This window comes from Burkholderia sp. RF7-non_BP4 (genome assembly GCF_001521935.1).
GTDB classification, from domain to species: domain Bacteria; phylum Pseudomonadota; class Gammaproteobacteria; order Burkholderiales; family Burkholderiaceae; genus Burkholderia; species Burkholderia diffusa.
On sequence record NZ_LOTA01000089.1, the window covers coordinates 236,996 to 261,027 of the forward strand.

The following is a 24,032-nucleotide window of genomic DNA, read 5'->3' on the forward strand; positions in this document are numbered from 1 at the left end:
CTCATCAGAACATAGTTCGATTCGAAATATAAACGAAGTATCATCGCGCTATTCAGTAGCATTCGCACTGTATTGCGGGACATCTCATGTTCGATACCGTTTTGTTGCGCTCTTTCGTGGCCGTCGTCCAGGAAGGCGGATTCACGCATGCCGCGGCCCGTCTGAATCTGACGCAGTCCGCCGTCAGCGCGCATCTTCGGCGCCTGGAAAAACAGATCGGCCGTGACCTGCTCGTGCGCACCACGCGCTCGGTCACGCTCACGGTGGACGGCGAACTGCTGCTGGGTTACGCGCGCGCCATCCTCGCGCTCAATCAGGACGCGCGGGCGCAACTGCTGCGCGAACCGAGTGCGGGCACGATCCGCGTGGGTCTGTCGGAAGACCTCGCCAATGTCAGGCTGATGCACGTGATGCAGGCGTTTGCCGCGCGGTACCCGCGCATCGCGTTCAGCATCAGAGTCGGTATCCCGGGCGAACTGCTCCAGGCGCTGGATCACGGCGAGCTGGATGTGGTGATGGGTGGACGCTGCCACGGCGGGCCCACCGGACGCGTGCTCTGGCGCGAGCCGCTTGTGTGGGCCGGTGCGGATTGGGCGCCGCTCACGCCTGGCGTACCGGTGCCGATCGCGCTGCTGCCGGAACCGTGCCCGTATCGTGAGGCCTCGCTGGCAGCACTGGCCCGCGCGGGCGTGGATTACCGGATCGTGCTCGTGTGCCCGAGTGGCGCCGGCCTGTGCGCCGCCGCGCACGCGGGCTTTGCGGTGACGCCAATCGTGCATACACAACTGTCGCACGGCTTGCGTGCGATCCCCCCGGATGCCGGCCTGCCGGCCCTGCCCGATGTCGAGTTCACGATGTTCGCGGCCCCCGGTGCGTCGGACCGGGTTGTTGATGAACTGGGCAACGCGATCGTGCTGGCATTCGCCCACAACGGATGACTGCGGTCATCGCGGCGACAGAGCCGGGATCTTCGCGGCCAGAGGCACACGCATCGTCATCGGTTCACGAAATTCCGCGAAGAGCTTCTTTCCGGGGCGGGGGCGATGCGGGCCGATGGGGCCCCGTTAGCGATCCTCGATACGGCCGTCCAGCACGCGCTCGAGCGCGTCAACCGCGCGGTCGGTCGAATCCGGCGCGACGCAGTCGACGACGATCCGCTCCGGCATCGCGCGCAGCCAAGTGATCTGCCGTTTGCACAGCTGGCGCGTCGCGAAGATGCCTTTGTCGCGCATGGTCCGGTAATCGGTGTCGCCGTCGAGGAATTCCCATGCCTGTCGGTAGCCGACGCAGCGCATCGACGGCAGGCCGAGATGCAGATCCTCGCGGCGGCGCAGCCGTTCGACTTCGTCGATGAAGCCCGCGTCGAGCATCGCGTCGAAACGTTGCGCGATGCGCGCGTGCAGCACCGCGCGGTCCGACGGCTCGAGCGCCACCGGGACGAAGCGGTACGCGGCGGCTGCATCGTCCGCGCGGCGCGGTGCGGCGAGCAGCGCCGACATCGGCTGCCCGCTCAGCAGGAACACTTCGAGCGCGCGCTGGATCCGCTGCGAATCGTTTGGCGCGAGCCGTGCGGCCGTCGCCGGGTCGACCTGCGCGAGCCGCGCATGGAGTGCCGGCCAGCCGTCGCGCGCGGCGTCGGCATCGAGCTTCGCGCGCACGGCCGGATCGGCGGTCGGCAGATCGTTGAGGCCCTGCGTCAGCGCCTTGTAGTACAGCATCGTGCCGCCCGCGAGCAGCGGCGTGCGGCCGCGCGCGGCGATCTCGCCGATCACGCGCAGCGCGTCCGCGCGGAATTCGGCCGCCGAATAGGCGTCGGCCGGGTCGATGATGTCGATCAGGTGGTGCGGCACGCTCGCGCGCTCGTCGCGCGTCGGTTTGGCGGTGCCGATATCCATGTCGCGGTAGACGAGCGCCGAATCGACGCTGACGATCTCGATCGGACGGCGCGCGGCAAGCGCCAGCGCCGCGGCCGTCTTGCCCGATGCGGTGGGACCGAGCAGGCAGGCGATCGTCGTTGGGCGGGACTGCGGTGAAGCGTTCATTGGCCGCGCATGAAGAGACGGTCGAGATCGTTCAGCGTGAGCTGATACCACGTCGGCCGGCCGTGATTGCACTGGTCCGCGCGTTCGGTCGCTTCCATCTGGCGCAGCAGCGCGTTCATCTCGTCGAGCGTCAGGCGCCGGTTCGCGCGCACCGCGTGGTGACACGCGAGCGTGCCGAGCAGCTCGTGCTGACGCTCGGTGAGCACGCGCGAGCCGCCGAACGCGTGCAGGTCGGCGAGCACCGCGCGCGCGAGCGACTGCAAGTCGGCGTCCTTCAGCAGCGCGGGCACCGCGCGGATCGCGAGCGTCGTCGGCGACAGCACCGCGAGGTCGAAGCCGAGCGATTCGAGCGTGTCGCGTTCTTCCTCGACCGTGCCGATCTCGACCGGCGTCGCCGTCATCGATATCGGCAGCAGCAGCGATTGCACCGCGACCGTGCGGTCGGCGAGCGCGTTCTTGAACTGTTCGTAGAGGATCCGTTCGTGCGCCGCGTGCATGTCGACGATCACGAGGCCGTGCGCGTTCTGCGCGAGCACGTAAATCCCGTGGATCTGGCCGAGCGCGAAGCCGAGCGGCTGCTCGTCGTGTACGGCGGCGCTAAGCGACGACGCGGCGAAGCCCGGCAGCGGCGCGACTGGCGCATTGGCCGCATCGGCCGAATCGCGGGCGACGATCGTCGTGCCGTCCGGTGTGCCCGCACCCGTGTCCTTGCGGCCGAACAGCGCATCGTAGAGCGCGAGCGGTTGCGCGACCGGCAGCGTGCCCTGCGTCATGCGCGCCTGGCGCATCCACGTGTTGCCCGACGACGACGATGACGGCGGCGCCGAGAAGCCGCTGCCGCCCGTGCCGGTGGCCGCGCCCTGGCCGAGCGGCGTATTCAGGAACGACGCGGGGCCGCTCGGCGCCGGCGAGAGTTGCGCGGCATGGCCGCCCGCGGTGGTTTCCGGCGACGCGCCTGCGTGGCGCGCGAGTGCGCGTTGCACCGCGTGGAACACGTACTGGTGGATCGAGCGCGAATCGCGGAACCGCACCTCGATCTTCGACGGATGCACGTTGACGTCGACGGCTTCCGGCGGCAGGTCGAGGAACAGCACGTACGACGGGTAGCGATCGCCGTGGAGGACGTCCTCGTACGCCGCGCGCACCGCGTGCGTGAGCAACTTGTCGCGCACGAAGCGGCCGTTGACGAAGAAGTATTGCTGGTCGGCGCGGCCGCGGCTCGCGGTCGGCAGGCCCGCGCAGCCGTAGACGGCAAGCGGCCCGGCCTGCTCGTCGAGCGGCAGGTGCGCGGTCGCGAAGCCGTCGCCGAGAATCTTCGCGACCCGCAGTGCGGGCTCGGTCGCGTTCCAGTGCTCGACGGCCTTGCCGTTGTGCAGCACCGAGATCGCGACGTCCGGCCGCGCGAGCGCCGCGCGGCGGATCATTTCGAGGCAGTGGCCGAACTCGGTCTGCTCGCTTTTCAGGAACTTGCGGCGCGCGGGCGTGTTGAAGTACAGCTCGCGAACCTCGATCGTCGTGCCGACCGCGCCGGCGGCCGGCGACAGCGCGCCCGTGGTCGCGTCGATCTTCGTCGCATGCGCGACGTCGGCCGTGCGGCTCGTGATCGACATTTCGGCGACCGACGCGATCGACGCGAGGGCTTCGCCGCGAAAACCCAGCGTCGCGACCGCCTCGAGCTCCTCGAGCGAGCGGATCTTGCTCGTCGCGTGACGCATCAGCGCGAGCGGCAGTTCGTCGGGCGGTATTCCGCAGCCGTCGTCGGTGATCGAGATGCGCTTGACGCCGCCTTCCTCGAGCACGATGCGCAGCGTCGTCGCGCCGGCGTCCATCGCGTTTTCGAGCAGCTCCTTGACGACCGACGCCGGGCGTTCGACGACCTCGCCGGCCGCGATCTGGCTGATCAGCTGGTCGGGCAGGGGCTGGATCGCGCGCAGCGGGCGCGGAGCAGGGGCGGGCGCGGCGCCCGCGGCCGTTTCGGTGATTTCGGACATGGCCGAATTATAGCGAGGCGGCGGGGGCGTGCCGGGCAGCGGCCGGTTACGTTTTTTCACGGAGCCTTAAGGTAGTTTCGGTATGATGGCTCCGTTCCGCGCGCCGCCTTGTCCGGCGGGCACTTCCGCTTTTTCGGCCGTTCCGGCCCTTTCGCCTTCGAGGAATCGCATTTGGATACGCTGCTTCATTTCGTCAACCTGGTCCTGCATATCGACGCGTTCCTCGGCGACTTCATCCGGCAGTACGGTGCGTGGGTGTATCTGGTGCTGTTCCTGATCGTGTTCTGCGAGACGGGGCTCGTCGTGCTGCCGTTCCTGCCGGGCGATTCGCTGCTGTTCATCGGCGGCGCGTTCGCGGCGACGGGCGACATGAACGTCGGCGGGCTGATCGTGCTGCTGCTGGTCGCGGCAATTGCCGGCAATACCGTCAACTACCTGATCGGCCGCTGGATCGGGCCGAAGGTGTTCAATACGCATATCCCGGTGCTCGAGCGTTTCCTCGATCGCGCGGCGCTGCAGAAGACCCACACGTTCTACGACAAGCACGGCGGCAAGACGATCGTGCTCGCGCGCTTCATCCCGGTCGTGCGCACGTTCGCGCCGTTCGTCGCCGGCGCGTCGTCGATGAGCGTCGCGCGCTTCCAGTTGTTCAACGTGATCGGCGCGCTGGTCTGGGTGCTGCTGCTGGTGCTGCTCGGCTACTTCTTCGGCAATATTCCGTTCATCCGCCAGTATCTGAACGTGATCGTGTTGGCCGGGATCGGTGCGGCGATCGTGCCGGTTGCGCTGGGCGCGCTGTGGAAGCTGGTGCGCGGACGGCGATCGGGCGGTACGCCGAACACGGGCGGCCACTGAGCCGAACGTTTTCGCTTCGGCGCAATAAAAAAGCGTGGCGGCTGCCACGCTTTTTTTTCGTCCGTGCGGTCCGGCCGATTGCCGAGTGGCGGTGTCGGCCGTTCCGGCTGCTCGACGCAGGCTGCTTCAGCCAGAATCCGGCGGGCCGTCGGGCGCCATCGTTCCGTCAGGTCGTGCGATGAAAGATCGGCGTTTCGGGCGTCGGGTATTGCGCGTCGCGGAACGTCTCGAGAATCACGCGATTGGTATCGCAGTACACCTGCCAGTAGTTCTCCGGCTGCGTCGACGGACGCACGAACAGCAGCGGGCCTTCCGGCGTGAACTGCAGCACGCCGACGTCAGGCGCCGGCTGAGGCAGCACGTTCGGGATCTGCTGGATCTGCGACTTCAGGCGGTTGATCGCATCGACCGCATCCACGCCGTTCGCGATCTTGGCGGTCAGGTCGACGCGGCGATGCGGCGTCGCGCTGTAGTTCGAGATGTTGTCCGAGAAGATCTTGTTGTTGCCGACGATCGTCACGATGTTGTCGGCGGTGATGATCGTCGTGCCGAACAGACCGAGTTCCTTCACCGTGCCGGTGACGCCGCCCGCGCTGACCACGTCGCCGATCTTGAACGGCCGCAGCACCTGCATGAACACGCCGGCGGCGAAGTGGGCGAGCAGGCCGCCCCAGGCGGTGCCGATCGCGAGGCCGAGGCCGGCGAGCAGCGCGGCGAACGACGTGGTCTGCACGCCGAAGATCTGCAGGATCGCGAGGATCAGCAGGATCGTCAGCAGCACGCTGACGACCGAGGTCAGATAGTCGGTGAGCGTCGGGTCGACCTTGCCGCTGCGGCGCACGACCTTGCCGAGCAGGCGCGTGGCGATGCGGATCGCCCAGCGGCCGACGAACCACAACACGATCGCGGCGAGGAGATTGAGGCCAAAGTCGAGGCCGCGGGTCATCAGGAATTGCTGGGCGGATTCCAGGTTCGGCATGAGGGCTCCAAGACGGGTTTAAAGAACGGCCTGCGGCCGATATTCGTCGCACGGTTATAACCGACCTGTGAGACCGAGACAACCGCCGCGCCTGCCTGGACGCCGGTATCGAAAACGTTTCAATCAGCGCGACGCACGCCGTTTTCCCCGACACGGGCATTGTTAATTCCGGAGTGCAATCGGAGTTAATTACCGCTTATTACCGTGAGATCGCGGATGCGGACTGATCCTATGGTTTTCGGACTGAATTCGGACATGTCCTACTTCCATGCGATAATGCCGGCGTTTGGGAGACCTGCGCTGTAAGTTGCGAGAACCTGAGCGGACAGTGCGATTGCCGGAGCGGGATCGACCACCCCGATAACAGGCGCAGACGGCCGGCTGGCAAGGCCGGGCGCGGTTTTAAGACGTGCCGTCGTTTCGGTTATTTCCCATGAATTTCTGAAGTTCGTTCGCCATCGAACCTGAATCCGTGGCGGAAATTGACATGCAGTAACCATTTCTTCTGCTGTCACAGAGGGTGGGTTTGTTGCTTTTTCGGTCGCCAATGGCCGAAAGAATGCAAATTTAAGTGAAGAATTTTTGAGAGGTCGATGGCCTGATCGAGCCAATCGACTGATGAAAAAGCGGCCGGGTGTTCGGGGGGATGCGTTGATTGAACGCCCGGGAAATGACGCTGGCAAATCAATAGTAAAAAGTCTTGACCTCAAGATCCATGAAAAAGAGTTTATTGGCAATCTCCGTCCTTGCCGCTTTGGCGCTTTCGGGGTGTGGGACATTTCCAGGCTGGCTGCCGGGCTCGGGCGTTTCTCGTCAGCAGGTTCAGGAAGAGCGCGAAACCAGTGGCCGAATCGAAGGCATCCAACTGGTTGATGTCAACGATGCGCTGGCGAGAAAACTGGCCGAGAGCAAGAAGCTGGGGCAGTTCTCGAGCTTGTTCCCGAATGGGGCTGGCAATACCTATCAGATTGGTCCGGGGGACGTCATCGAAGTGACGATCTGGGAGGCGCCCCCTGCGATGCTGTTCAGCACCCTGACACCAGCAACGCCGATGACGGCCAATGCCAATACGGCGAATGGCGTTACTTTGCCGGCGCAGATGGTGGCCTCGGACGGCACGATCACCATTCCCTTCGCAGGGCGGGTGCGCGTCAAGGGGCGTACTACGGAGCAGATCGAGACGAACATCGTCGGCCACCTCAAGGGGAAGGCGAATCTTCCTCAGGTGCTGGTCAACGTGACCAAGAACAACGCGTCGAATGTGACCGTCGTCGGCGAGGTCAATACCAGCGCAATGATGCCGCTGACGCCCAAGGGCGAGCGGTTGCTGGACGCGCTGGCATTTGCCGGGGGGGTGAAGCAGTCGGTCAGCCGCATGGCGGTGCAGCTTTCGCGAGGCGACGTCACTGCCACCATGCCGCTCGACGCGATTATTCGAGATCCCCGGCAGAACATTGTGCTCAGACCTGCCGATGTCGTGACGGCGCTTTATCAGCCGCAGACGTTTTCGGTGCTGGGGGCGACGGGCAAGAACGACGAAATTCCGTTCGAGGCCCAAGGTATTTCCCTCGCACAGGCGTTGGCCCGATCCGGCGGCCTTAATGACGCACGCGCGGATGCGCGTGGCGTCTTCGTGTTCCGCTTCGAGGATCCGAAGCTGGTCGATCTGACGGAGCCGGCCGCAAAGTCTGTCAACGGGACGGTGCCCGTCGTGTACGAGATCGACCTGCGTGACCCGGCGGCGTTTTTCGTGACGCAAAACTTCCCGATTCAGAATCGCGATGTGATTTATGTCTCGAACTCGCCGGGGGCGGAGTTCAAGAAATTCCTGTCGTTCATCGTGATGGTGGCGGATCCCACGGCCACACTGAATCGAGAGCTGCAGTAACGAATCATGGCAGAGAAAATACGTACCCCGTTCGAGGTGACATATTCCGTCTGGCGCGCGATGTTCCTGCGCGAGGCGCTCGATCGTCTGTTCGAGGCGCGGGCTGCCTGGTTGTGGCTGTTGGTCGAGCCGATTATTTATATCTCCCTGCACGCCTTCGGATTGGAGACGTTCCACGTTCACGAAGTGGGCGGAATGGCGATAAACATGTGGATTATCGCGGGGTTTATCGGATTTCTTCTCTGGCGCCGCACCTGGACTCAAGTGCTGCATGGGATCGATTGCAATCGGGCGTTTTTTGCGTATCGACAGGTCAAGCCGTTTGACGTTGCTCTGGTGCGGGCAGTACTGGAGCTGTTTTTGATGATCCCGATTTCAATCATCATTCTCATGCTTGCCGTTTTCGCCGGCCACGCAATGACGGTTGATTTGCTCAATCCGGTGTGGCTGCCGGCCGATCCATTGCTTGTGATATTGAGCGTCATCGGGTTGTGGTTATTCGGAATGGGTTTCGGTCTGATAACGTCGGTGGCGATGAATTTTGTGCCGGAGCTCGATCACATATTCAAGATATTGTATTTACCGCTCTATTACATATCGGGGGCATTGCTTCCGCTTTCATTGTACGTTCCGCTTCCGTATCAGTATCTGTTCGTGCTCAACCCGGTTGTCAATGGAATTGAGTTGGTGCGGCAAGGATTCCTGCCATCGTATTACCCGCTTGCCGGCGTAAGCCTCGCCTATTTATATGCATGGGCGCTGGGATTCATGCTTGTCGGACTGGCATTGTACAAACGTTTTTCCAGAAAACTGGTGATGCGGTGATAGTGATCGAAGACGTTCATAAGCGCTACATGACCGATCATGGCGTCGGGAGATGGGTGCTGTGTGGCATCAACATGGTTATCCCTCCGAAGCAGAGCGTTGCCCTGATCGGACATAACGGAGCAGGGAAATCGACGTTATTGCGGATCATCGGTGGAATCGATTTCCCGACCAAGGGGAAAGTGGATCGGCGATGCCGGGTCTCCTGGCCCATGGGTGGGGGAGGACTTGAAGGAACCCTGACTGGGCGTCAGAACGCAAAGTTCGTTTGCCGAGTGCATGGCCATCAGGACGAGTTGAGAGACCGTTTGGAATTTATCCAGGGTTTTGCCGAACTAGGTGATGCTTTTGATGAACCGGTGCGAACGTATTCATCGGGGATGAGATCTCGTCTGCAGTTTGCTTTGTCATTGGCCTTTGATTTCGACGTATATATTTCGGATGAAGTTACTGCTGCGGGTGATGCAAAATTTAGAAAAAAAGCTGCCGATGCATTTAAAGGAATGACGAGCAGGGCGAGTGTAATCATGGTTTCGCATGATGAAGGCACTTTAAAGCAATTTTGTCAGTCTGGCATCTGGATCAACGAGGGTCAGGCATATTGGTTTGACGACCTCGATGAGGCGTTGAAGGCATACAAGAACAAACTTTTCCTATGAACGAATCATCGGTCACCAAAAACTGGGGCGTGGTTGCACGACTGTCTGCGATCTACGAGAGCGGAAGGGGACGGCTGTCTTCCGTCAAGGTGTTCAAGTTGATCATATGGGTGATCATTGCGTATGCAATTCTCTCGATCCCATATTGGTTGCTTCTGGCATCCGATCGTTACGTTTCCGACGCCACAGTAGTCATTCAGCGCACCGATCAAATCAATGGCTCGACGCCGGCCATTCCCGCGATCATGGGGGCTGTAGCCGGCCCCAACAGTAGCGATCAGCTGTTGCTTCGCGAATACCTGTTGTCCGTCGATATGCTGAAGAAACTCGATGCTTCTCTTGATCTGCGTTCGCATTACAGCAATTGGCATCGAGACATCATTTCACGCATGTGGTTTAAGAGCGCGCCTACCGAATGGTTCTATCGGTATTGGCTGTCTCGTATCGACGTTCAATACGACACCTACAGCGGTGTGCTGCGAATCAGCGCCCAGGCATACGACCCGGAGACGGCACAAGCTATCGTGAACATGATGGTCAAGGAAGGCGAAGCGCATATGAACCAGATCGGTCACGCGCTCGCACAATCGCAAGTCGACTTTCTGTCCAAGCAGGTGACGTTTGCACACGACCGACTGCTGGATGCGACGCAAGCGCTGATTGATTTTCAGAATCAGAAAGGTTTGACCGCTCCGCAAGTGACTGTAGACAGTCTCAACGCCATTATCGACAAGCTCGAGGCGCAAAAGACCGATGTCCAGACGCAACTGGCATCCTTGCCGTCGACGCTGAGCCCGGACCAGCCGACCGTCGTGATGCTCAGAAACAATCTGAACGCGCTTGAGCGGCAGATTGCCCAGAAGCGGGCTGACCTGGCATCACCGTCCCGAAAAACCCTCAACTACACGGTCGAGGAATTTCAGCGTCTGCAAATGCAAACGGGATTCGCACAGGATCTTTACAAGACGGCTCTTTCTGCGCTGGAGACAGGACGGATGGACGCCGCGCGCACGCTCAAGATGGTCTCGACATTGCAGGCGCCGACCAAGCCGAGCTATCCACTGGAGCCGGGGAGAATTTACAACACGCTGGTGACGCTTTTGATTGCCGCCGCGATGATCGGTGTCATAAAGCTGCTGGAAAGCATCATTCTGGATCACGTGGATTGAATTGGGGAAAGCAATGAGAGCCCTGATTGTCCTTGGAACCCGACCAGAAGCCATCAAGATGGCGCCGCTGGTCAATGTGCTGGCAGGTGAGCCTGGAATCGAGACGAGGGTCTGTGTGACCGCGCAGCATCGACAGATGCTTGATTCGATGCTCGGCTTTTTTGGTATTCGACCGGACTACGATCTCGACGTCATGGCGCCCGATCAGTCATTGCTGGGCATGACAAGCCGAGCACTGGCGGGTCTCGACTCCGTATTGAGCGATGCACGTCCGGACCTCGTGCTGGTGCAGGGCGATACGTCGACGACGCTCGCAGCTGCATTGTCCGCGCACTATCGACAGATTGGTGTTGGTCATGTGGAGGCGGGCCTTCGTACCGGGGATTTGTCCGCTCCTTGGCCAGAGGAAGCGAACCGACGGCTGACGAGCGTGCTGGCCAAATATCACTTTGCCCCGACGAGTCTTGCTCGCGACAATTTGCTGCGGGAGGGAGTATCGGGAATTGATATCCATGTGACAGGCAATACGGTTGTCGACGCGCTATTGGATACGATTGCCCGCGTGCGTGAGGACCCGGTACAACGCAAGCAGATGGAAGAGCGATTCGCATTCCTGAATTCAAGGAAGCGACTGATCCTCGTCACCGGACATCGCCGGGAGAATCTTGGCAGTGGTCACGAGGCTGTTTGTCGCGCCTTGCTGAAAATTGCACGACGAAGCGATGTCGAGATCGTTTTCCCGGTACATCTCAATCCGAAAGTAAAGCAACCGGTTCATCGTCTTCTCGGAAATGTTCCCGGAATATTCCTCATCGAACCACAGGACTACTTGCCTTTCGTTTACTTGATGGATCGAGCCGCCCTGTTAATCAGCGATTCCGGCGGAATTCAGGAGGAGGCTCCGGCGCTGGGCAAGCCCGTGCTGGTGACACGCGATACAACCGAGCGGCCTGAAGCGGTGGCCGCCGGAACGGTCAGGATTGTCGGTACTGATGAGGCAGCCATCGTCGCAGAAACGAACCGACTGCTCGATGATCCAGAGGGGTATGCCGTCATGGCTTGCGCGACCAATCCGTACGGTGACGGTAAAGCGGCACAGCGTATCCGCGATATCTTAGTGGGTGAATGTTGAACACGATCTCGATAATTGGCCTCGGTTACATCGGTTTGCCTACCGCCACGCTGTTTGCGTCACGCAAGCGACGGGTAATTGGCGTCGATGTATCGCCGTATGTCGTCGATACAATCAACCGTGGTGATATTCATATCGTCGAACCGGAACTCGATATTCTGGTTCGTGCCGCGGTCGGAGCCGGCTATCTGCGGGCAACGACATGTGTCGAGCCGGCTGATGCGTTCGTCATCGCGGTGCCGACGCCATTGACCGGCGATTACAAGCCGGATTTGAGTTGCATCGAGTCCGCGGCAAAGTCGATCGCCCCTGTCCTTGCACGCGGCAATTTGGTCATTCTCGAATCTACGTCTCCCGTCGGTACGACCGAGCTGCTGGCCGACTGGCTCGCCGAAATGCGTTCGGATCTGAGCTTTCCACAGCAAGCTGGCGATGCATCTGATATCCGTATCGCACATTGTCCTGAACGGGTTTTGCCCGGTCGCATCGTTCATGAACTGGTGGTCAACGATCGCGTGATTGGCGGCATGACATCCAGATGTTCGGAACGTTCGGCAGCACTCTATAAATTGTTTGTTCAGGGGGATTGCATCATCACGGACGTTCGCACGGCCGAGATGTGCAAATTGACCGAGAACAGTTTTCGGGACGTCAATATTGCATTCGCAAACGAGCTGTCGATGATTTGCGAGGAGCAGGGTGTCGATGTTTGGGAATTGATTCGACTGGCGAATCGGCATCCGCGCGTCGACATCCTGCAACCTGGATGCGGCGTCGGTGGGCATTGCATCGCCGTTGATCCGTGGTTCATCGTAAACAGTGCGCCGAAGAGCGCGCGTTTGATCACGACCGCGCGGCAAGTCAATGATGCAAAGCCGGAGTGGATTCTTCGAAAAATCGAACGGGCCATCGAAGAGCTAGGCACGAAAGGCATAGCCGCAACCGATGTCCGTATCGCGTGCTTCGGTCTTACCTTCAAGCCCGATATCGATGATCTGCGTGAAAGCCCCGCGTTGCAGATCGTAACGGAATTAATCAATCGCTATTCCGGGAAGATTGGCGTAGTTGAGCCGAATCTTGAGGTGATGCCCGAAAGTCTGGCCGGTCGTCACGTATTAAAAATGGATTTGAACACGGCGATGGAGTGGGCAAATATCCTTGTCGTGCTGGTTGACCACTCCCAGTTCAAAGACGTTTCCCCAAATATCACCGGAAAAAGAGCGCTTATCGATGCCCGCGGAATCTGGGAGAAGAGAAATGGCAAATAAGGCAAACGATCACGATTCGACTGAATCCCGTCTCACCAGGGCAGAGGAGGAAAACGTCACGTTGCTTCATCAGCTCTTGCAGACTCAGGAGGAGCTTGAGCTGCGTCTCAAGAATCTCGGACGGGAAGCCGGGTTGGGCATCGTCGCACGAAGCGGTGTCGCAGGTGCCAATAGTTGGCTCGATGACGAGCTGCCCGAGATTTTGGCCGAAAATTTGCGGCTGCAGGCTCTCGTCGAGTCACAACGAAGCATTCATCAAGTGGAATCGCGGAACGCGCTTAACGCGAAGCTGGGCGACATCCTGATTCAGGGAGCAGATGCGCCGGCGTCGTTGCTGTCGGTGCCGGGCAAACTCGTGAAAATCTGGCGCCAGTCCGGCCGTCGGAATCCACCCGAAGCATTGGGCGGAAAGAATTTCGAAAAAATCATTGCGGCGTACGGCTCCGGTGGTTTTGTTGCAGTCGAACAACTCGTTGCCAAGGTATCGCTTTCGCCAGCCATGCTGGCTAACGCGTATACGGCTTTGGCCCGGCACTTGATGAAGCAGGACCGCACCGCCGCGGCGGAAGCCGCGCGGCATGCTTACGATGCGGATCCTAAACCTTTCCGTTTGAAATGGCTGGCCTTCCGACTTCACGAGGCCGGCAGTCTGATCGAAGCAGAGGCAATGCTGGGCATCGTGCCGCCCGAGACGAGCTTCAGCGATTCGGAAAGCCGTCAGGCTCTGCAACTGCGAACCGCGGCGAAGGTTGCGCGTCAGCGCGACGCAAAACAGCGAACAGCCTTTGCTGAGCGACGTGCCGCATTTGAGCAGCAATTGAACGGCGTCGTTCAGGACAGGGATCAGCAGTCGAAGCTGTTGATCGAGCGTAGTCAGGAGCTTGCAGAGCTATTGAAAGCGAACGCGCGACTGGAGCGCGAGCAACGGGCGCTGACAGCTCGGTACGAGACGCAATCGGCGCTGTTGGTTGAAGGTGACCGGAAGATCGACGCGCTGAAACTGCTCAATGATCGATTTGAGGCGGGGCAAGCGACGTGGGTGACGTCGCGGGAACAACTTGAGCGTCAGGTGAAGGACGGCATGGACGCATGCTTCCGAAAGGACGAGGAAATCCGGTTGTTGCTGGATAACGTGTATCAGCTTCAGGATGAGTTGGAGGAAGCGTTCGACAGGAGACGAGAGCTCGAGCAATCCAATGAGCAATTGCGCCTTGACGTACAGCATCTTGCGGTTGAACTCGAATCCCGATCCGCGTCGGCAAACGAGCTTGGTGTCGCATTGGCTACGTTGAGGGAAATCCGAGCGGGCCTTGAGGTTGAGATTCAGGCGTTGGCAAACGAATGCGAGTCGCATCGGAAAGTGGCAGAAGATCGCGAGCGGGAGATCGGTGCGCTGAAGCAGATGAAGGCGCAAGCTGAATACGAACGGCAGATTCTTGCAGTCGAGCAGGAAGTGCAGTTGCGAATCGGGGAGGAGCGCGCGCGCGAACTGGCTGCGGCAAAGGAGGAGAGTGCGCGACTGGGGCAATTGCACCAGCAGTCATTGGTCGCCAGCGAAGCCAAGTCGATGCTTGCGGAGGAGCGCGCACGCGAAGTTGCTGCGTTGAAAGAGGCAAAAGCACAGCTCGAGCGGAAACAGCAGGCTCTGGCGATCGAGGGTGAGGTGCAGTCACGTGCCATCGGGGAGCACATACGCGCGGTTGATGCATTGACGCAGGCAAAAACGCAACTGGAGCAGGAGCGAGCGGCTTTGGTTGCCGAGCGTGAAATGCTGTCGCGGGTGACCGAAGAGCGCGCACGGGAAGTCGACATATTGAAACAGGGCAAAGCCGAACTCGAACAGGAAAAGCAGAGCCTGGTAGTCGAATGCCGATTGCAGGCGAAAGTGGCGGACGAGCGTGATCGTGAAATGAAGGTGCTGCGGGGAGCGAAAGCAGAATTGGAACACGACAGGCGCAAGCTTGAAGTCGAGCTGGAAACGCAACTCCGCGTCGCCGAAGATCGTGGACAGAAGATCGAATCTTTGAAGCTGGCACGAGGTCAGCTGGAGAATGAGAAGCGCGAACTGATGCTTGCGCACGAAGCCCGGTCTGCGGCGGCTGACGAGCGCGGGCGGGAAGTCGAAACGCTGACGCGTGCGAAGACGCGCCTGGAACAGGAGCTTGCCGCACTGAAGAGTCAAGTCTCGAAAAATGCAGGCAATAGAGGCGATGCCGATATCGACGACCTCATCGGCGACCTTGAGCTGTTTTTCAACGGGAAGGCAATCGTTTATGTCGACGTCGGCGCGTATGTCGGGGATGTTTTTCTAAAAATCAAGCAGACGGCAAAGAAGTTCCGTGTCCATGAAGCACACCTGTTTGAGCCGAACCCGACCAGCTATGCACAGTTGCTTGACAGGACATCCGGAAAGGGTGGTCCGATCGTGCATGCGTATAACGTAGCGGTCGGTGACGCAGACGGGACCAGTCAATTCATCCACGCCCGGAGTATGACAAAGGCTCTGCCTGGAAATCTGCGGACCGTCGATGCTCCGGGTGACGTTTTCACAGTCAACCAAGTAAGCCTGGATAGTCATCGCCCCATCTTCACCGACGGCAGGATCAATCTGCTGAAGATCGATGTAGAGGGACGGGAGCTTGCAGTTTTGAACAGCGCGAAGCAACTGCTCTCTACGCAGGGCGTAGATATTCTGTATATCGAAGTCGGATTCAATCAATCGGGCACTCAGCAAACGTATTTCCCGGAAATAGATCAATTCCTTCAGCCGCTCGGCTACCGCGTGATGCGCATCTATGAGCAAAAGGAAGAATGGATGAGCGACTCGCCTCTGCTGCGGCGGGCTAATGTTGCGTATATGAGCGAAAGATTTGCAACGGCGCATCCGGTCACCTTGATGCGGGAGTTGCGGGTGTTGAAGAATAAACTCAATGAATTCCAGGCGGATGGCGGTGGTGCAAAGAACGTTGCAGCAGTGAAATGAGCTCAAATGCTTGCGGCTGCCGCAGCGCCTGTTAATCAAAATTCAACAAGATATCTATTCAGAGAGGCGATTGATGAGTATCAAACGGGGGAATGACTTAATCAAGCGTGGCGATTTCGTTGGTGCAATCGCCGAATACAATAAGATATCCAGTGATGACCCACTGTATCGGTTTGCTCGGTTCAATATCGAGTGGGCCGAAAGAAAACTGAAGCGCAGCGAACAGGGTAAAGCGGAGTATCACGGGTTTACGGGGGCCGTCGCGGGACATGGTCCGAAGATTTCGATCGTGATGCCGGTGTTTAACGTCGGTCCATATCTGGACGCTTGTATCCTTTCCGTTCGGTATCAAACCTACAAGAATTTCGAACTTATTATCGTCGACGATTCGTCGACCGATAATGGAAAAGAAATTATCCGAATGCATGCCGAACTGGATAGCCGAATTCGCGTAATTGGCCTGGATCATAATACTCTCGGTGGCGCCGGTATTCCCAGTAACATCGGAATAGATGCCGCGACAGGGGTGTATGTCGGTTTTGTCGATAGCGACGATTGGATCACTGAAACAGCCTTCGAGAGAATGGTGGCGGCAGCCGAGCGTCACCAGGCGGACGTCGTCATTGGCGGATTCAGAACGTTCGTGGAGCAAAGTCGCTCCTACGCGGAAGCCTATGATTTGCAGGCATTTGAAAAAATTCCTACGGACGAGGCGTTCACTGCAAAAGAATATCCAGAGGTATTTCGCACGTCGCCCGTTCCGTGGCGAAAACTTTATCGGCGAAGCTTCCTCGAAGAGAATCAAATTAGATATCCAGAAGGGGATTATTTCTATGAGGATAATCCATTGCACTGGTTCGTGCTGGCGTCCCACAGTAAGCTGGTAAAGATCGATGAAATAATCAGCTATCACCGTATGGCTCGTGAAGGGCAGACGATGGGCGCGGCCGACTACAAGCTCGCTGCCATGTGCAATCACATCAATACGATCGGCTGCTTTCTACGGAAACACGTGGATTTGTCGAAAGATCAGATCGTTGTCGACGAGTTCTACGATTATTGCTATCGAAGCAGTTGGGTTTCGCAACGTCAGGAGCGGGAAGAGGTCAAGGCGCTCATAGGCAAGCGAATCGCGGCCGTTGTAAATCGTAATCAAGAAACAATTCCTGCCAAGAGTGTGCGAGGAAATTTCAATAATCGCATAAAGGATTTTTTCAACGGATATCCAGACTACGATCTGACGATCGTTATTCCGACCTACAACTGTGAAAATTTCATCGCGGAAACGTTGGGATACGCGTTGAACGTTCCGGGCATCAAGGCAAATGTGCTGGTTATTGACGACGGTTCCGAGGATCGAACCGCCGATATCTGTCGCGCCCTGGAGCAGCAGCACGATAATCTTCATTTCTTTCAGCAGAAGAATCGGGGTGCCGGTCGTGCTCGGAATGCGATTATTCCGCTCTGCACTGGCCGTTACACATTTTTTCTTGATTCTGATGATGTCATCGACGGTGAGGCACTTGCCGCGGCCGTGATGCATGCGAAGAATCAAGATAACGATCTGTACTTTGTGAAATACAGGATTGAATTTCACGAAAAATCTCAAGTTCGGGATATGTTTAATGCCGACAATGCGCTGTGGAAAAAGTTTTCCGAGGCGGCCGATAATAATCAGCGGCGGCGTATTGCGGCGGCTTTGATTAACTATCCGTGGAATAGGATTATCAAAACAGATCTGCTGCACGACGCCAATATTTTCTTTGGGCCAACTATGGTGCATAACGACATTGCATTTCATTGGGATAGTCTATTGGCGTCTAATAGTATTGGGTATGGCGATGATGTTGTTTGCACTCACCGGAAATTCGAATCGCGTTTTCAAGTCACCAATATCTCCGATCACCGGCGTTTGACTGCATTTGATGCATTGGAGTTTACGCATCATCGAATTTCAAAACACCCCAACGGAGAATGTCTGGTTGATATCTGGGTTGAGTTTGCGAGCACCCTCGTAAGGTGGGTCAAGGATCGGGTTCCCGAGAGTCTTTTGCCTGTTTATGAGGCGAGAAAAACTAAATTGATGGATCTGTTGGCAAGTCAGCGAGAGGAGAAAGCTCACAATGTATGATTACTTGATCGTCGGAGCCGGTATGTTCGGCGCCACCTTTGCACGCCTGGCGACGGACGATGGAAAGAAGTGTCTCGTTATCGACAAGCGAGACCACATTGCGGGAAATTGTTATACGGAAAAACAAGAGGGCATCGATGTGCATAAATATGGCCCTCATATTTTCCATTGTAACGATGAAAAGATATGGGAATTTGTAAATCGATTTGCTGGTTTTAATAATTTCAGAAATCAACCGATTTCGATTTCGGGCGGAAAGGTGTATTCTCTCCCGTTCAATATGTATACGTTCAACCATATGTGGGGTGTGACGACTCCTCAAGAGGCAATGCAGGTTATTGAATCGCAGAAATTGCGACTGAATGACCGTGAGCCGGAAAACCTGGAGGAGCAAGCTCTTTCCCAGGTCGGAACTGACATATACGAGAAGCTGATTCGCGGTTATACCGCGAAGCAGTGGCAGCGCGATCCAAAAAATTTGCCTGCCTCCATCATCAAGCGGTTGCCGGTGCGGTTGACTTGGGATAATAACTACTTTAACGATAAATACCAGGGGGTTCCGCAAGACGGCTATACCGCCCTGTTCGAAAATATGCTCGAGGGAATCGATGTGCAACTTGGCATCGACTATCTGGCGGACAAGGGCGCCTGGAGTGGCAAAGCTAAAACGATTGTTTTTACCGGAAAAATTGACGATTATTTCGGCGGCATATACGGCGAGCTCGAATATAGGACGCTGGAATTTGATACCTGGGTCGAGGATACGGAAAATTACCAGGGCAATGCTGTCATCAATTATGGTGATCAGGACGTGCCATGGACGCGCATCATCGAACACAAACACTTTACTCCAGGTAATCGAAGCCCGAAAACCGTGGTTACCAAGGAAATTCCGTCTGCTTGGTCCAGTACGAAAATTCCGTACTATCCGGTCGGGGATGAGGAAAATTCATCGAGGTATTCGAAGTATCGGGATCTCGCAGAACGGGAAGTTAATGTCATTTTTGGCGGGCGGCTTTCCGAGTACAAATACTACGACATGCATCAGGTGATCGGCTCGGCCTTTGCAAAATACAGGGCGCTTTCTTGACGCTCGCCCGTGCGAGATGATTCGCTTGTCATGGCGGAAGTGCAGTTGTGGCAGGTGAATCCTGTGAGTAATGGACGGTAATTCGATGAATTTATATAGATTGAAATTGCTGGATGGATCGCTCGTTGAAAATCCATCGATCGATGGTCTGACAGTTGACTTCCGTTCCGACGGTTCCGAAGTCATCGTGCATGAGGGGGCCTTGTTCAGAAATTGCAGGTTTACGCTTGGCCGCGATTGCAAGGTGGAGATTCAGTCAACTCACAAGCGTGGGTTGATAAATACAGTCGTTGACATGTCAGGAATCGGCGTGAGGAAAAGATTGATCATCAAATCCGGTACGTCTATTGAGAGTGCTCGATTTGCCATGTCTAACGAAAGTAACTTGATCGTCGAAATCGGAAAGGGTTGCATGCTCAGCTCGGGAATTACTTTCCGTGCAACCGACGGTCACGCCATTTTTGATGTTTCCACCGGAGAGTTGCTGAATAAATCAAAACCGATTTCCATTGGCGACAACTGCTGGATCGGCTCGGAGGCGGTCATTATGAAGGGTTCAGTTATTCCAAATAATGTTATTGTCGGGTCGCGCTCTCTGGTGGCAAAAGTTTTCCACGAGGAAAATGTCGTGCTTGCGGGTGTGCCCGCAAAGATTATCAGGAGAAATTGCGGCTGGAGCAGAAGTTACGTCGACGCATACGTCAACGAATCGAGTGCGGATTGAGTGGAGTGTCACGGTAACTGCGTGTCGAAGCATCGTTTCTCGCGCGGTTCGCGTTATTCGTAATTGGCGAGATTGTACAAATCGACGCAGTCAAGGAGGCAATATGGCCGGGCGGTATATTGGATTTTTGTTGTGCCTTTGCTCGCTGTTGCTGAGTTCGGCTTGGGCTGGGCCGGTGAGTCTGGATGCCGGACAGGTGGCGAGTTTGCGCCAATTGCTGAAAAACGACGGTGAAGCGAGGTCGCTGTACAATTCCTTGTACAAAAACGCAAATACTGCGCTGGACGACACGCCGCAACCCGCTCCGATTCTCGTTGGCGAGGGTAAGCTGAATTCGAATTCCGGTAAAATAAAATCAGACGACTCGCTTCGCGATATGCAGAAAATATCCGCGCTGGCGTGGGTGTGGCTGGTTTCCGAGGACGAAAAATATGCTGAAAAAGGTGTTGATTATATTTTGGCATGGGCCAAGGTGAATCGCACTGACGGCGATCCTATTAATGAAACGAAGCTGGAGCCGTTGATCGTCGCATATGATATTCTGCGACCTCGGTTTTCTCCTGATAATGCCGGGCTTGTCGACGATTGGTTGAGGGGGCGGGCCGTTACCGTTTGGAATGACCCGAGGCATCGAACCGGAAACTGGCAAAGTCATCGCCTGAAAATTGTTGGTCTTATTGCGACCGTGCTGAAAGATGACGCCCTTTGGAAAACTGTGGAAAAAGGGTTCGAAAGACAGATGGACCAAAGCTTCAGGGCCAACGGAGAAAGCATCGACTTCGTTCAACGGGACGCGTTGCATTATCACTTGTACAGCGTTGCTCCTTTGCTGACGTTGGCATGCGTTGCGCATCAACGCAAGCACGACTGGTATGACTACCGGGCTTCATCCGGAGCATCTCTCAAGCAGTCAGTGGATTTCATCAAGCCGTTTGCCTTCGGACAGGAAAAGCACCTGGAATTTGCAGACTCGTCGGTTGCTTTCGACAAAGCTCGGGCCCAGGCGGGGCAAAGTGAATATGCACCGCATATGTGGAGGACTTGCGACGCGGGTCCGGTATTTTCGCAGGCCAGCTGTATGGATCCCGATGCTGAGGCGCTCGCGGTCAAAGTATGGTGCGGCGAGCCGCACAAGAGATTTGTCGATTGGCAGAGCGTGCTGAATTCGATAAGGATCGGCAAGTAAATGATCAAGCGCGGGAGATATCACCGCAAGAGAGGCTTGGCCGCCCCGTGCGAGATCGTTGCTGTTGCTGCCGTGGTCATGATGCACTTCGACGTTCGACGCTTGCTGTATACCGAAGGCAGGTCAACAGTCGAGTAAAGCCGATCGTGTTGATGCTGTGCGACCGCGCACGCAAGGGCGGGGTGTAGCGCCGGCCGCCGTCGTCCCGCGTCGCCTTTGGTGCAAGCCAGATGCCGCCGTCCGCAGCCTGACCGGTTTTGACATGTTTTATAGGGAACTGCATGAAAATCGCTATCGCCGGCACAGGCTACGTCGGCCTGTCCAACGCCGTCCTGCTGTCGCAGCACAATGAAGTCGTGGCTCTCGACATCGTCCCCGAGAAGGTGGCGATGCTCAACCGCAAGGAGTCGCCGATCGAGGATGCCGAGATCGAGGACTACCTGCGCCACAAGAACCTGAACTTCCGCGCGACGCTGGACAAGGAAGACGCGTACGCCGGCGCCGACTACGTGGTGATCGCCACGCCGACCGACTACGATCCGGATACGAACTACTTCAACACCCGCTCGATCGAGGTCGTCATCCGCGACGTGATGGCGATCAACCCGCGGGCGGTGATGGTGATCAAGTCGACCATTCCGGTCGGCTACACCGAGCGTACGCGCGCGGCACTCGGCACCGACAACCTGATCTTCTCTCCCGAATTCCTTCGCGAAGGCCGGGCGCTGTACGACAACCTGCACCCTTCGCGGATCGTGATCGGCGAACGTTCCGAGCGAGCCGAAGCGTTTGCCGGCCTGCTGAAGCAGGGGGCGATCAAGCAGGATATTCCGACGCTGTTCACGGGCAGCACGGAAGCCGAGGCGATCAAGCTCTTCGCGAATACGTACCTGGCGATGCGCGTGGCCTATTTCAACGAACTGGACACCTATGCCGCGCAGCACGGTCTCGACACGCACCAGATCGTCGACGGCGTATGTCTCGATCCACGCATCGGCGCGCACTACAACAACCCGAGCTTCGGCTACGGCGGCTACTGTCTGCCCAAGGATACGAAGCAGCTGCTGGCCAACTATCGCGACGTCCCGCAGAACCTGATTCGTGCGATCGTCGAGTCGAACAGCACGCGCAAGGACTTCATCGCCGAGAGCATTCTCAAGCGCAAGCCGAAGGTCGTCGGCATTTACCGCCTCGTGATGAAGGCCGGGTCCGACAATTTCCGCGCGTCCAGCATCCAGGGCGTCATGAAGCGCATCAAGGCCAAGGGCGTCGAGGTCATCGTCTACGAGCCGGCATTGCACGAATCGACGTTCTTCAACTCGTCGGTCGTCCACGATCTGGCTGAATTCAAGCGCTCCGCCGACGTGATCGTTGCCAACCGCCTGACCGACGATCTGACCGACGTCACAGGCAAGGTCTACACGCGCGACCTGTTCGGCGGGGACGCATGATCGGCCAGGAGTCCGGTCACCCGGCGCGCGCGGCGAGCGCGTTGCCGCGCATCCTGTTCTTCAACGTGAACGGCTCGGGCATGGGCCATCTGAACCGTTGCCTCGCGTACGCGCGTCGCCTGCGGGGCCGCGCGCGCCCGTTCTTCTTTTCGCTGGCGTCGGCGATCGAGATCATCGAGGAGATGGGATTCGAGGCGGACTATTTCGTTTCCCATTACTGGTCGTCGAGCTCGACGTTCGGCTGGAACAGCGAACTGGCCGTGCGGCTGGGCCTGATGCTGGAGCGGGTTCGCCCGGATGCGGTCGTATTCGACGGAACGTGGCCCTTCAAGGGTTTGCTGACGGCATGCGAAATGTATGGATCGCCCGTCCTCGTGTGGTCCAATCGCGGGCTGCTCAAGGCCGATACCAAGACGGTGCCGGTGGACGAAGCGCTGTTCGATCTCGTGATCCGGCCGGGTGAACTGGGCGCGACCGAAGCACGCGCGTCGCTGACGAACGGCGGCACGCGGCTGTCGGTGCCACCGGTCTGCCTGCTGGAGGACGACGAGTTGCTCGACCGCGCAGCGGCGAGAAACGCACTCGGCCTGCCGCAGGCCGGCCGCTTCGTCCTCTTTTCTCTTGGCCCGGGCAACCTGAAGGATGTTGCCGGCATCGGGCACGGACTGATCGCCGCGTTCGAGGCGGCCGGATTCCAGGTAGTCTGGGCGCGGGCGCCCATTTCGGTGCGCGACGTCGAATTGCCGGCCGGTGTGCTGCCGATCTCGGTCTACCCGTTGGCGCGCTATCTGCGTGCGTTCGATGCCTTTGTCGGCGCCGCGGGCTACAACACCTGCTGCGAACTGGTGCAGTCGGGCGTGCCCGCGCTGCTGGTGCCCAACGCGCAACTGGTGGACGATCAGGTTCGCCGCGCGCGGATGGTCGCCGACGCGATGCCGGCCGTCGTGTCGGCTTGCGAGACCGAGCAGGAACGCAACGCGGCCGTCGATGCGCTGCTGGGCATGTTGCCCGAGGCGGCGCCCGCGCGGTGCGCGGTGCCGATGAACGGCGCGTCGCTTGCGGCGGACGAGATCATGGCCAGGATTGCTGACAAGAGGCGAACGCATTGAGCATCATCGACCAAACCCGGGCCTTGAGGCACGAATTGCGCATGCTGGCGGCGAAGCCCGACTGGACGTTGCTGACGCGCCATGACCTGCTCGCCGGGAAGCCGCCTGCCACGCTGAAGGAGCGCGCGTGGCGCGGCATCAGGCGCGTGCTGGCCACGTTGGGTGTGATTACGCCTCACGTGACGAACTATCCGTGGCTGCCGACCCTGAAGCACGCGCCGGTTTCGGCCGAAGCGGACACATTGCTGATTTGGGCGCCGGGTACGGAGCGCGATGCACTGCGCCATGCGTGCGAAGGCTTTTCCGCGCGACTGAAAGGCAACGATGCGCTGGCACCGGTACTGGTGACCGACGTGGCCGATTTCGCCTTCTATTCGCGACTGGGCTGGCTGGTGGAATACCTGCCGGAATTGAGCGGCGACGATCGTTCGTATCGCGAAAGAAAGCGCGCCTATCTCGCGTGGCGTTATCGCGATGCGCGGATCGTGCCGCCGGCCGCGGCGCAGGCCAGCGACGCCGACTGGAAGGCATTGGTGGAAGTGAACTGAAC

The 24,032-nt window shown here is 58.3% G+C and carries 19 protein-coding genes; 16 read left to right on the forward strand and 3 right to left on the reverse strand.

Annotated elements, in window-relative coordinates:
* Positions 1-86: 86 nt before the first annotated feature.
* On the forward strand, positions 87-938 hold the full coding sequence (locus WS49_RS28330; RefSeq protein ID WP_059535432.1) for a LysR substrate-binding domain-containing protein: 852 nt from the start codon (positions 87-89) through the stop codon (positions 936-938).
* 126 nt (positions 939-1,064) lie between these two features.
* Here WS49_RS28330 and miaA read toward each other — a convergent pair whose 3' ends face one another.
* Both miaA and mutL read right to left on the reverse strand, forming a co-directional pair.
* On the reverse strand, positions 1,065-2,042 hold the full coding sequence (gene miaA / locus WS49_RS28335; protein ID WP_059535433.1) for a tRNA (adenosine(37)-N6)-dimethylallyltransferase MiaA: 978 nt from the start codon (positions 2,040-2,042) through the stop codon (positions 1,065-1,067).
* Positions 2,039-4,033, reverse strand: a complete 1,995-nt coding sequence (gene mutL, locus WS49_RS28340; RefSeq protein ID WP_059535434.1) for a DNA mismatch repair endonuclease MutL — start codon at positions 4,031-4,033, stop codon at positions 2,039-2,041. The genes miaA and mutL overlap by 4 nt, the downstream gene beginning before the upstream one ends.
* Before the next feature lie 171 nt (positions 4,034-4,204).
* On the opposite strand from mutL, the gene WS49_RS28345 reads away from it, so the two are divergent.
* The gene (locus tag WS49_RS28345; protein ID WP_059535524.1) at positions 4,205-4,888 is read left to right on the forward strand and encodes a DedA family protein; all 684 of its coding nucleotides are present in this window, start codon (positions 4,205-4,207) and stop codon (positions 4,886-4,888) included.
* A 166-nt stretch (positions 4,889-5,054) separates the two neighbouring features.
* Here WS49_RS28345 and WS49_RS28350 read toward each other — a convergent pair whose 3' ends face one another.
* Positions 5,055-5,867, reverse strand: a complete 813-nt coding sequence (locus WS49_RS28350) for a mechanosensitive ion channel family protein (protein WP_059535436.1) — start codon at positions 5,865-5,867, stop codon at positions 5,055-5,057.
* Between the two features lie 715 nt (positions 5,868-6,582).
* Between WS49_RS28350 and WS49_RS28355 the strand changes: the two genes are divergently transcribed.
* The 14 genes from WS49_RS28355 to WS49_RS28415 all read left to right on the forward strand — a co-directional run bounded on the left by WS49_RS28355 (position 6,583) and on the right by WS49_RS28415 (position 24,030).
* The gene (locus tag WS49_RS28355) at positions 6,583-7,755 is read left to right on the forward strand and encodes a polysaccharide biosynthesis/export family protein (protein WP_059535438.1); all 1,173 of its coding nucleotides are present in this window, start codon (positions 6,583-6,585) and stop codon (positions 7,753-7,755) included.
* A gap of 6 nt (positions 7,756-7,761) precedes the next feature.
* Positions 7,762-8,580, forward strand: coding sequence for an ABC transporter permease (locus tag WS49_RS28360; protein WP_059535440.1), 819 nt, complete (start codon positions 7,762-7,764; stop codon positions 8,578-8,580).
* Complete coding sequence (locus WS49_RS28365; protein WP_059535442.1) at positions 8,577-9,239, forward strand: ABC transporter ATP-binding protein; 663 nt, start codon at positions 8,577-8,579, stop codon at positions 9,237-9,239. Before WS49_RS28360 ends, WS49_RS28365 begins: the two co-directional genes overlap by 4 nt.
* Positions 9,236-10,408 carry a chain-length determining protein gene (locus WS49_RS28370; protein WP_082725596.1) on the forward strand — a complete coding sequence of 391 codons (1,173 nt, stop codon included), beginning with the start codon at positions 9,236-9,238 and terminating at the stop codon, positions 10,406-10,408. The genes WS49_RS28365 and WS49_RS28370 overlap by 4 nt, the downstream gene beginning before the upstream one ends.
* 13 nt (positions 10,409-10,421) lie before the next feature.
* Complete coding sequence (wecB, locus tag WS49_RS28375; RefSeq protein ID WP_059535444.1) at positions 10,422-11,540, forward strand: non-hydrolyzing UDP-N-acetylglucosamine 2-epimerase; 1,119 nt, start codon at positions 10,422-10,424, stop codon at positions 11,538-11,540.
* Positions 11,534-12,808 carry a UDP-N-acetyl-D-mannosamine dehydrogenase gene (gene wecC, locus WS49_RS28380; protein WP_059535446.1) on the forward strand — a complete coding sequence of 425 codons (1,275 nt, stop codon included), beginning with the start codon at positions 11,534-11,536 and terminating at the stop codon, positions 12,806-12,808. Before wecB ends, wecC begins: the two co-directional genes overlap by 7 nt.
* The gene (locus WS49_RS28385) at positions 12,798-15,791 is read left to right on the forward strand and encodes an FkbM family methyltransferase (protein WP_059535448.1); all 2,994 of its coding nucleotides are present in this window, start codon (positions 12,798-12,800) and stop codon (positions 15,789-15,791) included. The genes wecC and WS49_RS28385 overlap by 11 nt, the downstream gene beginning before the upstream one ends.
* Before the next feature lie 10 nt (positions 15,792-15,801).
* On the forward strand, positions 15,802-17,922 hold the full coding sequence (locus WS49_RS28390) for a glycosyltransferase family 2 protein (RefSeq protein ID WP_156443998.1): 2,121 nt from the start codon (positions 15,802-15,804) through the stop codon (positions 17,920-17,922).
* Positions 17,915-19,012, forward strand: a complete 1,098-nt coding sequence (gene glf, locus WS49_RS28395; RefSeq protein ID WP_059535452.1) for a UDP-galactopyranose mutase — start codon at positions 17,915-17,917, stop codon at positions 19,010-19,012. Before WS49_RS28390 ends, glf begins: the two co-directional genes overlap by 8 nt.
* A 100-nt stretch (positions 19,013-19,112) precedes the next feature.
* Positions 19,113-19,736, forward strand: a complete 624-nt coding sequence (locus WS49_RS34450) for an acyltransferase (protein WP_179949265.1) — start codon at positions 19,113-19,115, stop codon at positions 19,734-19,736.
* A 103-nt stretch (positions 19,737-19,839) separates the two neighbouring features.
* The gene (locus tag WS49_RS28400) at positions 19,840-20,922 is read left to right on the forward strand and encodes an alginate lyase family protein (RefSeq protein WP_059535454.1); all 1,083 of its coding nucleotides are present in this window, start codon (positions 19,840-19,842) and stop codon (positions 20,920-20,922) included.
* Between the two features lie 281 nt (positions 20,923-21,203).
* Entirely contained in the window at positions 21,204-22,373 is a 1,170-nt protein-coding gene (locus WS49_RS28405; RefSeq protein WP_059535456.1) for a nucleotide sugar dehydrogenase, read from the forward strand.
* Positions 22,370-23,482, forward strand: a complete 1,113-nt coding sequence (locus WS49_RS28410) for a glycosyltransferase (protein ID WP_059535458.1) — start codon at positions 22,370-22,372, stop codon at positions 23,480-23,482. Before WS49_RS28405 ends, WS49_RS28410 begins: the two co-directional genes overlap by 4 nt.
* Complete coding sequence (locus tag WS49_RS28415) at positions 23,479-24,030, forward strand: hypothetical protein (protein ID WP_156441467.1); 552 nt, start codon at positions 23,479-23,481, stop codon at positions 24,028-24,030. The genes WS49_RS28410 and WS49_RS28415 overlap by 4 nt, the downstream gene beginning before the upstream one ends.
* Positions 24,031-24,032 lie beyond the last annotated feature (2 nt).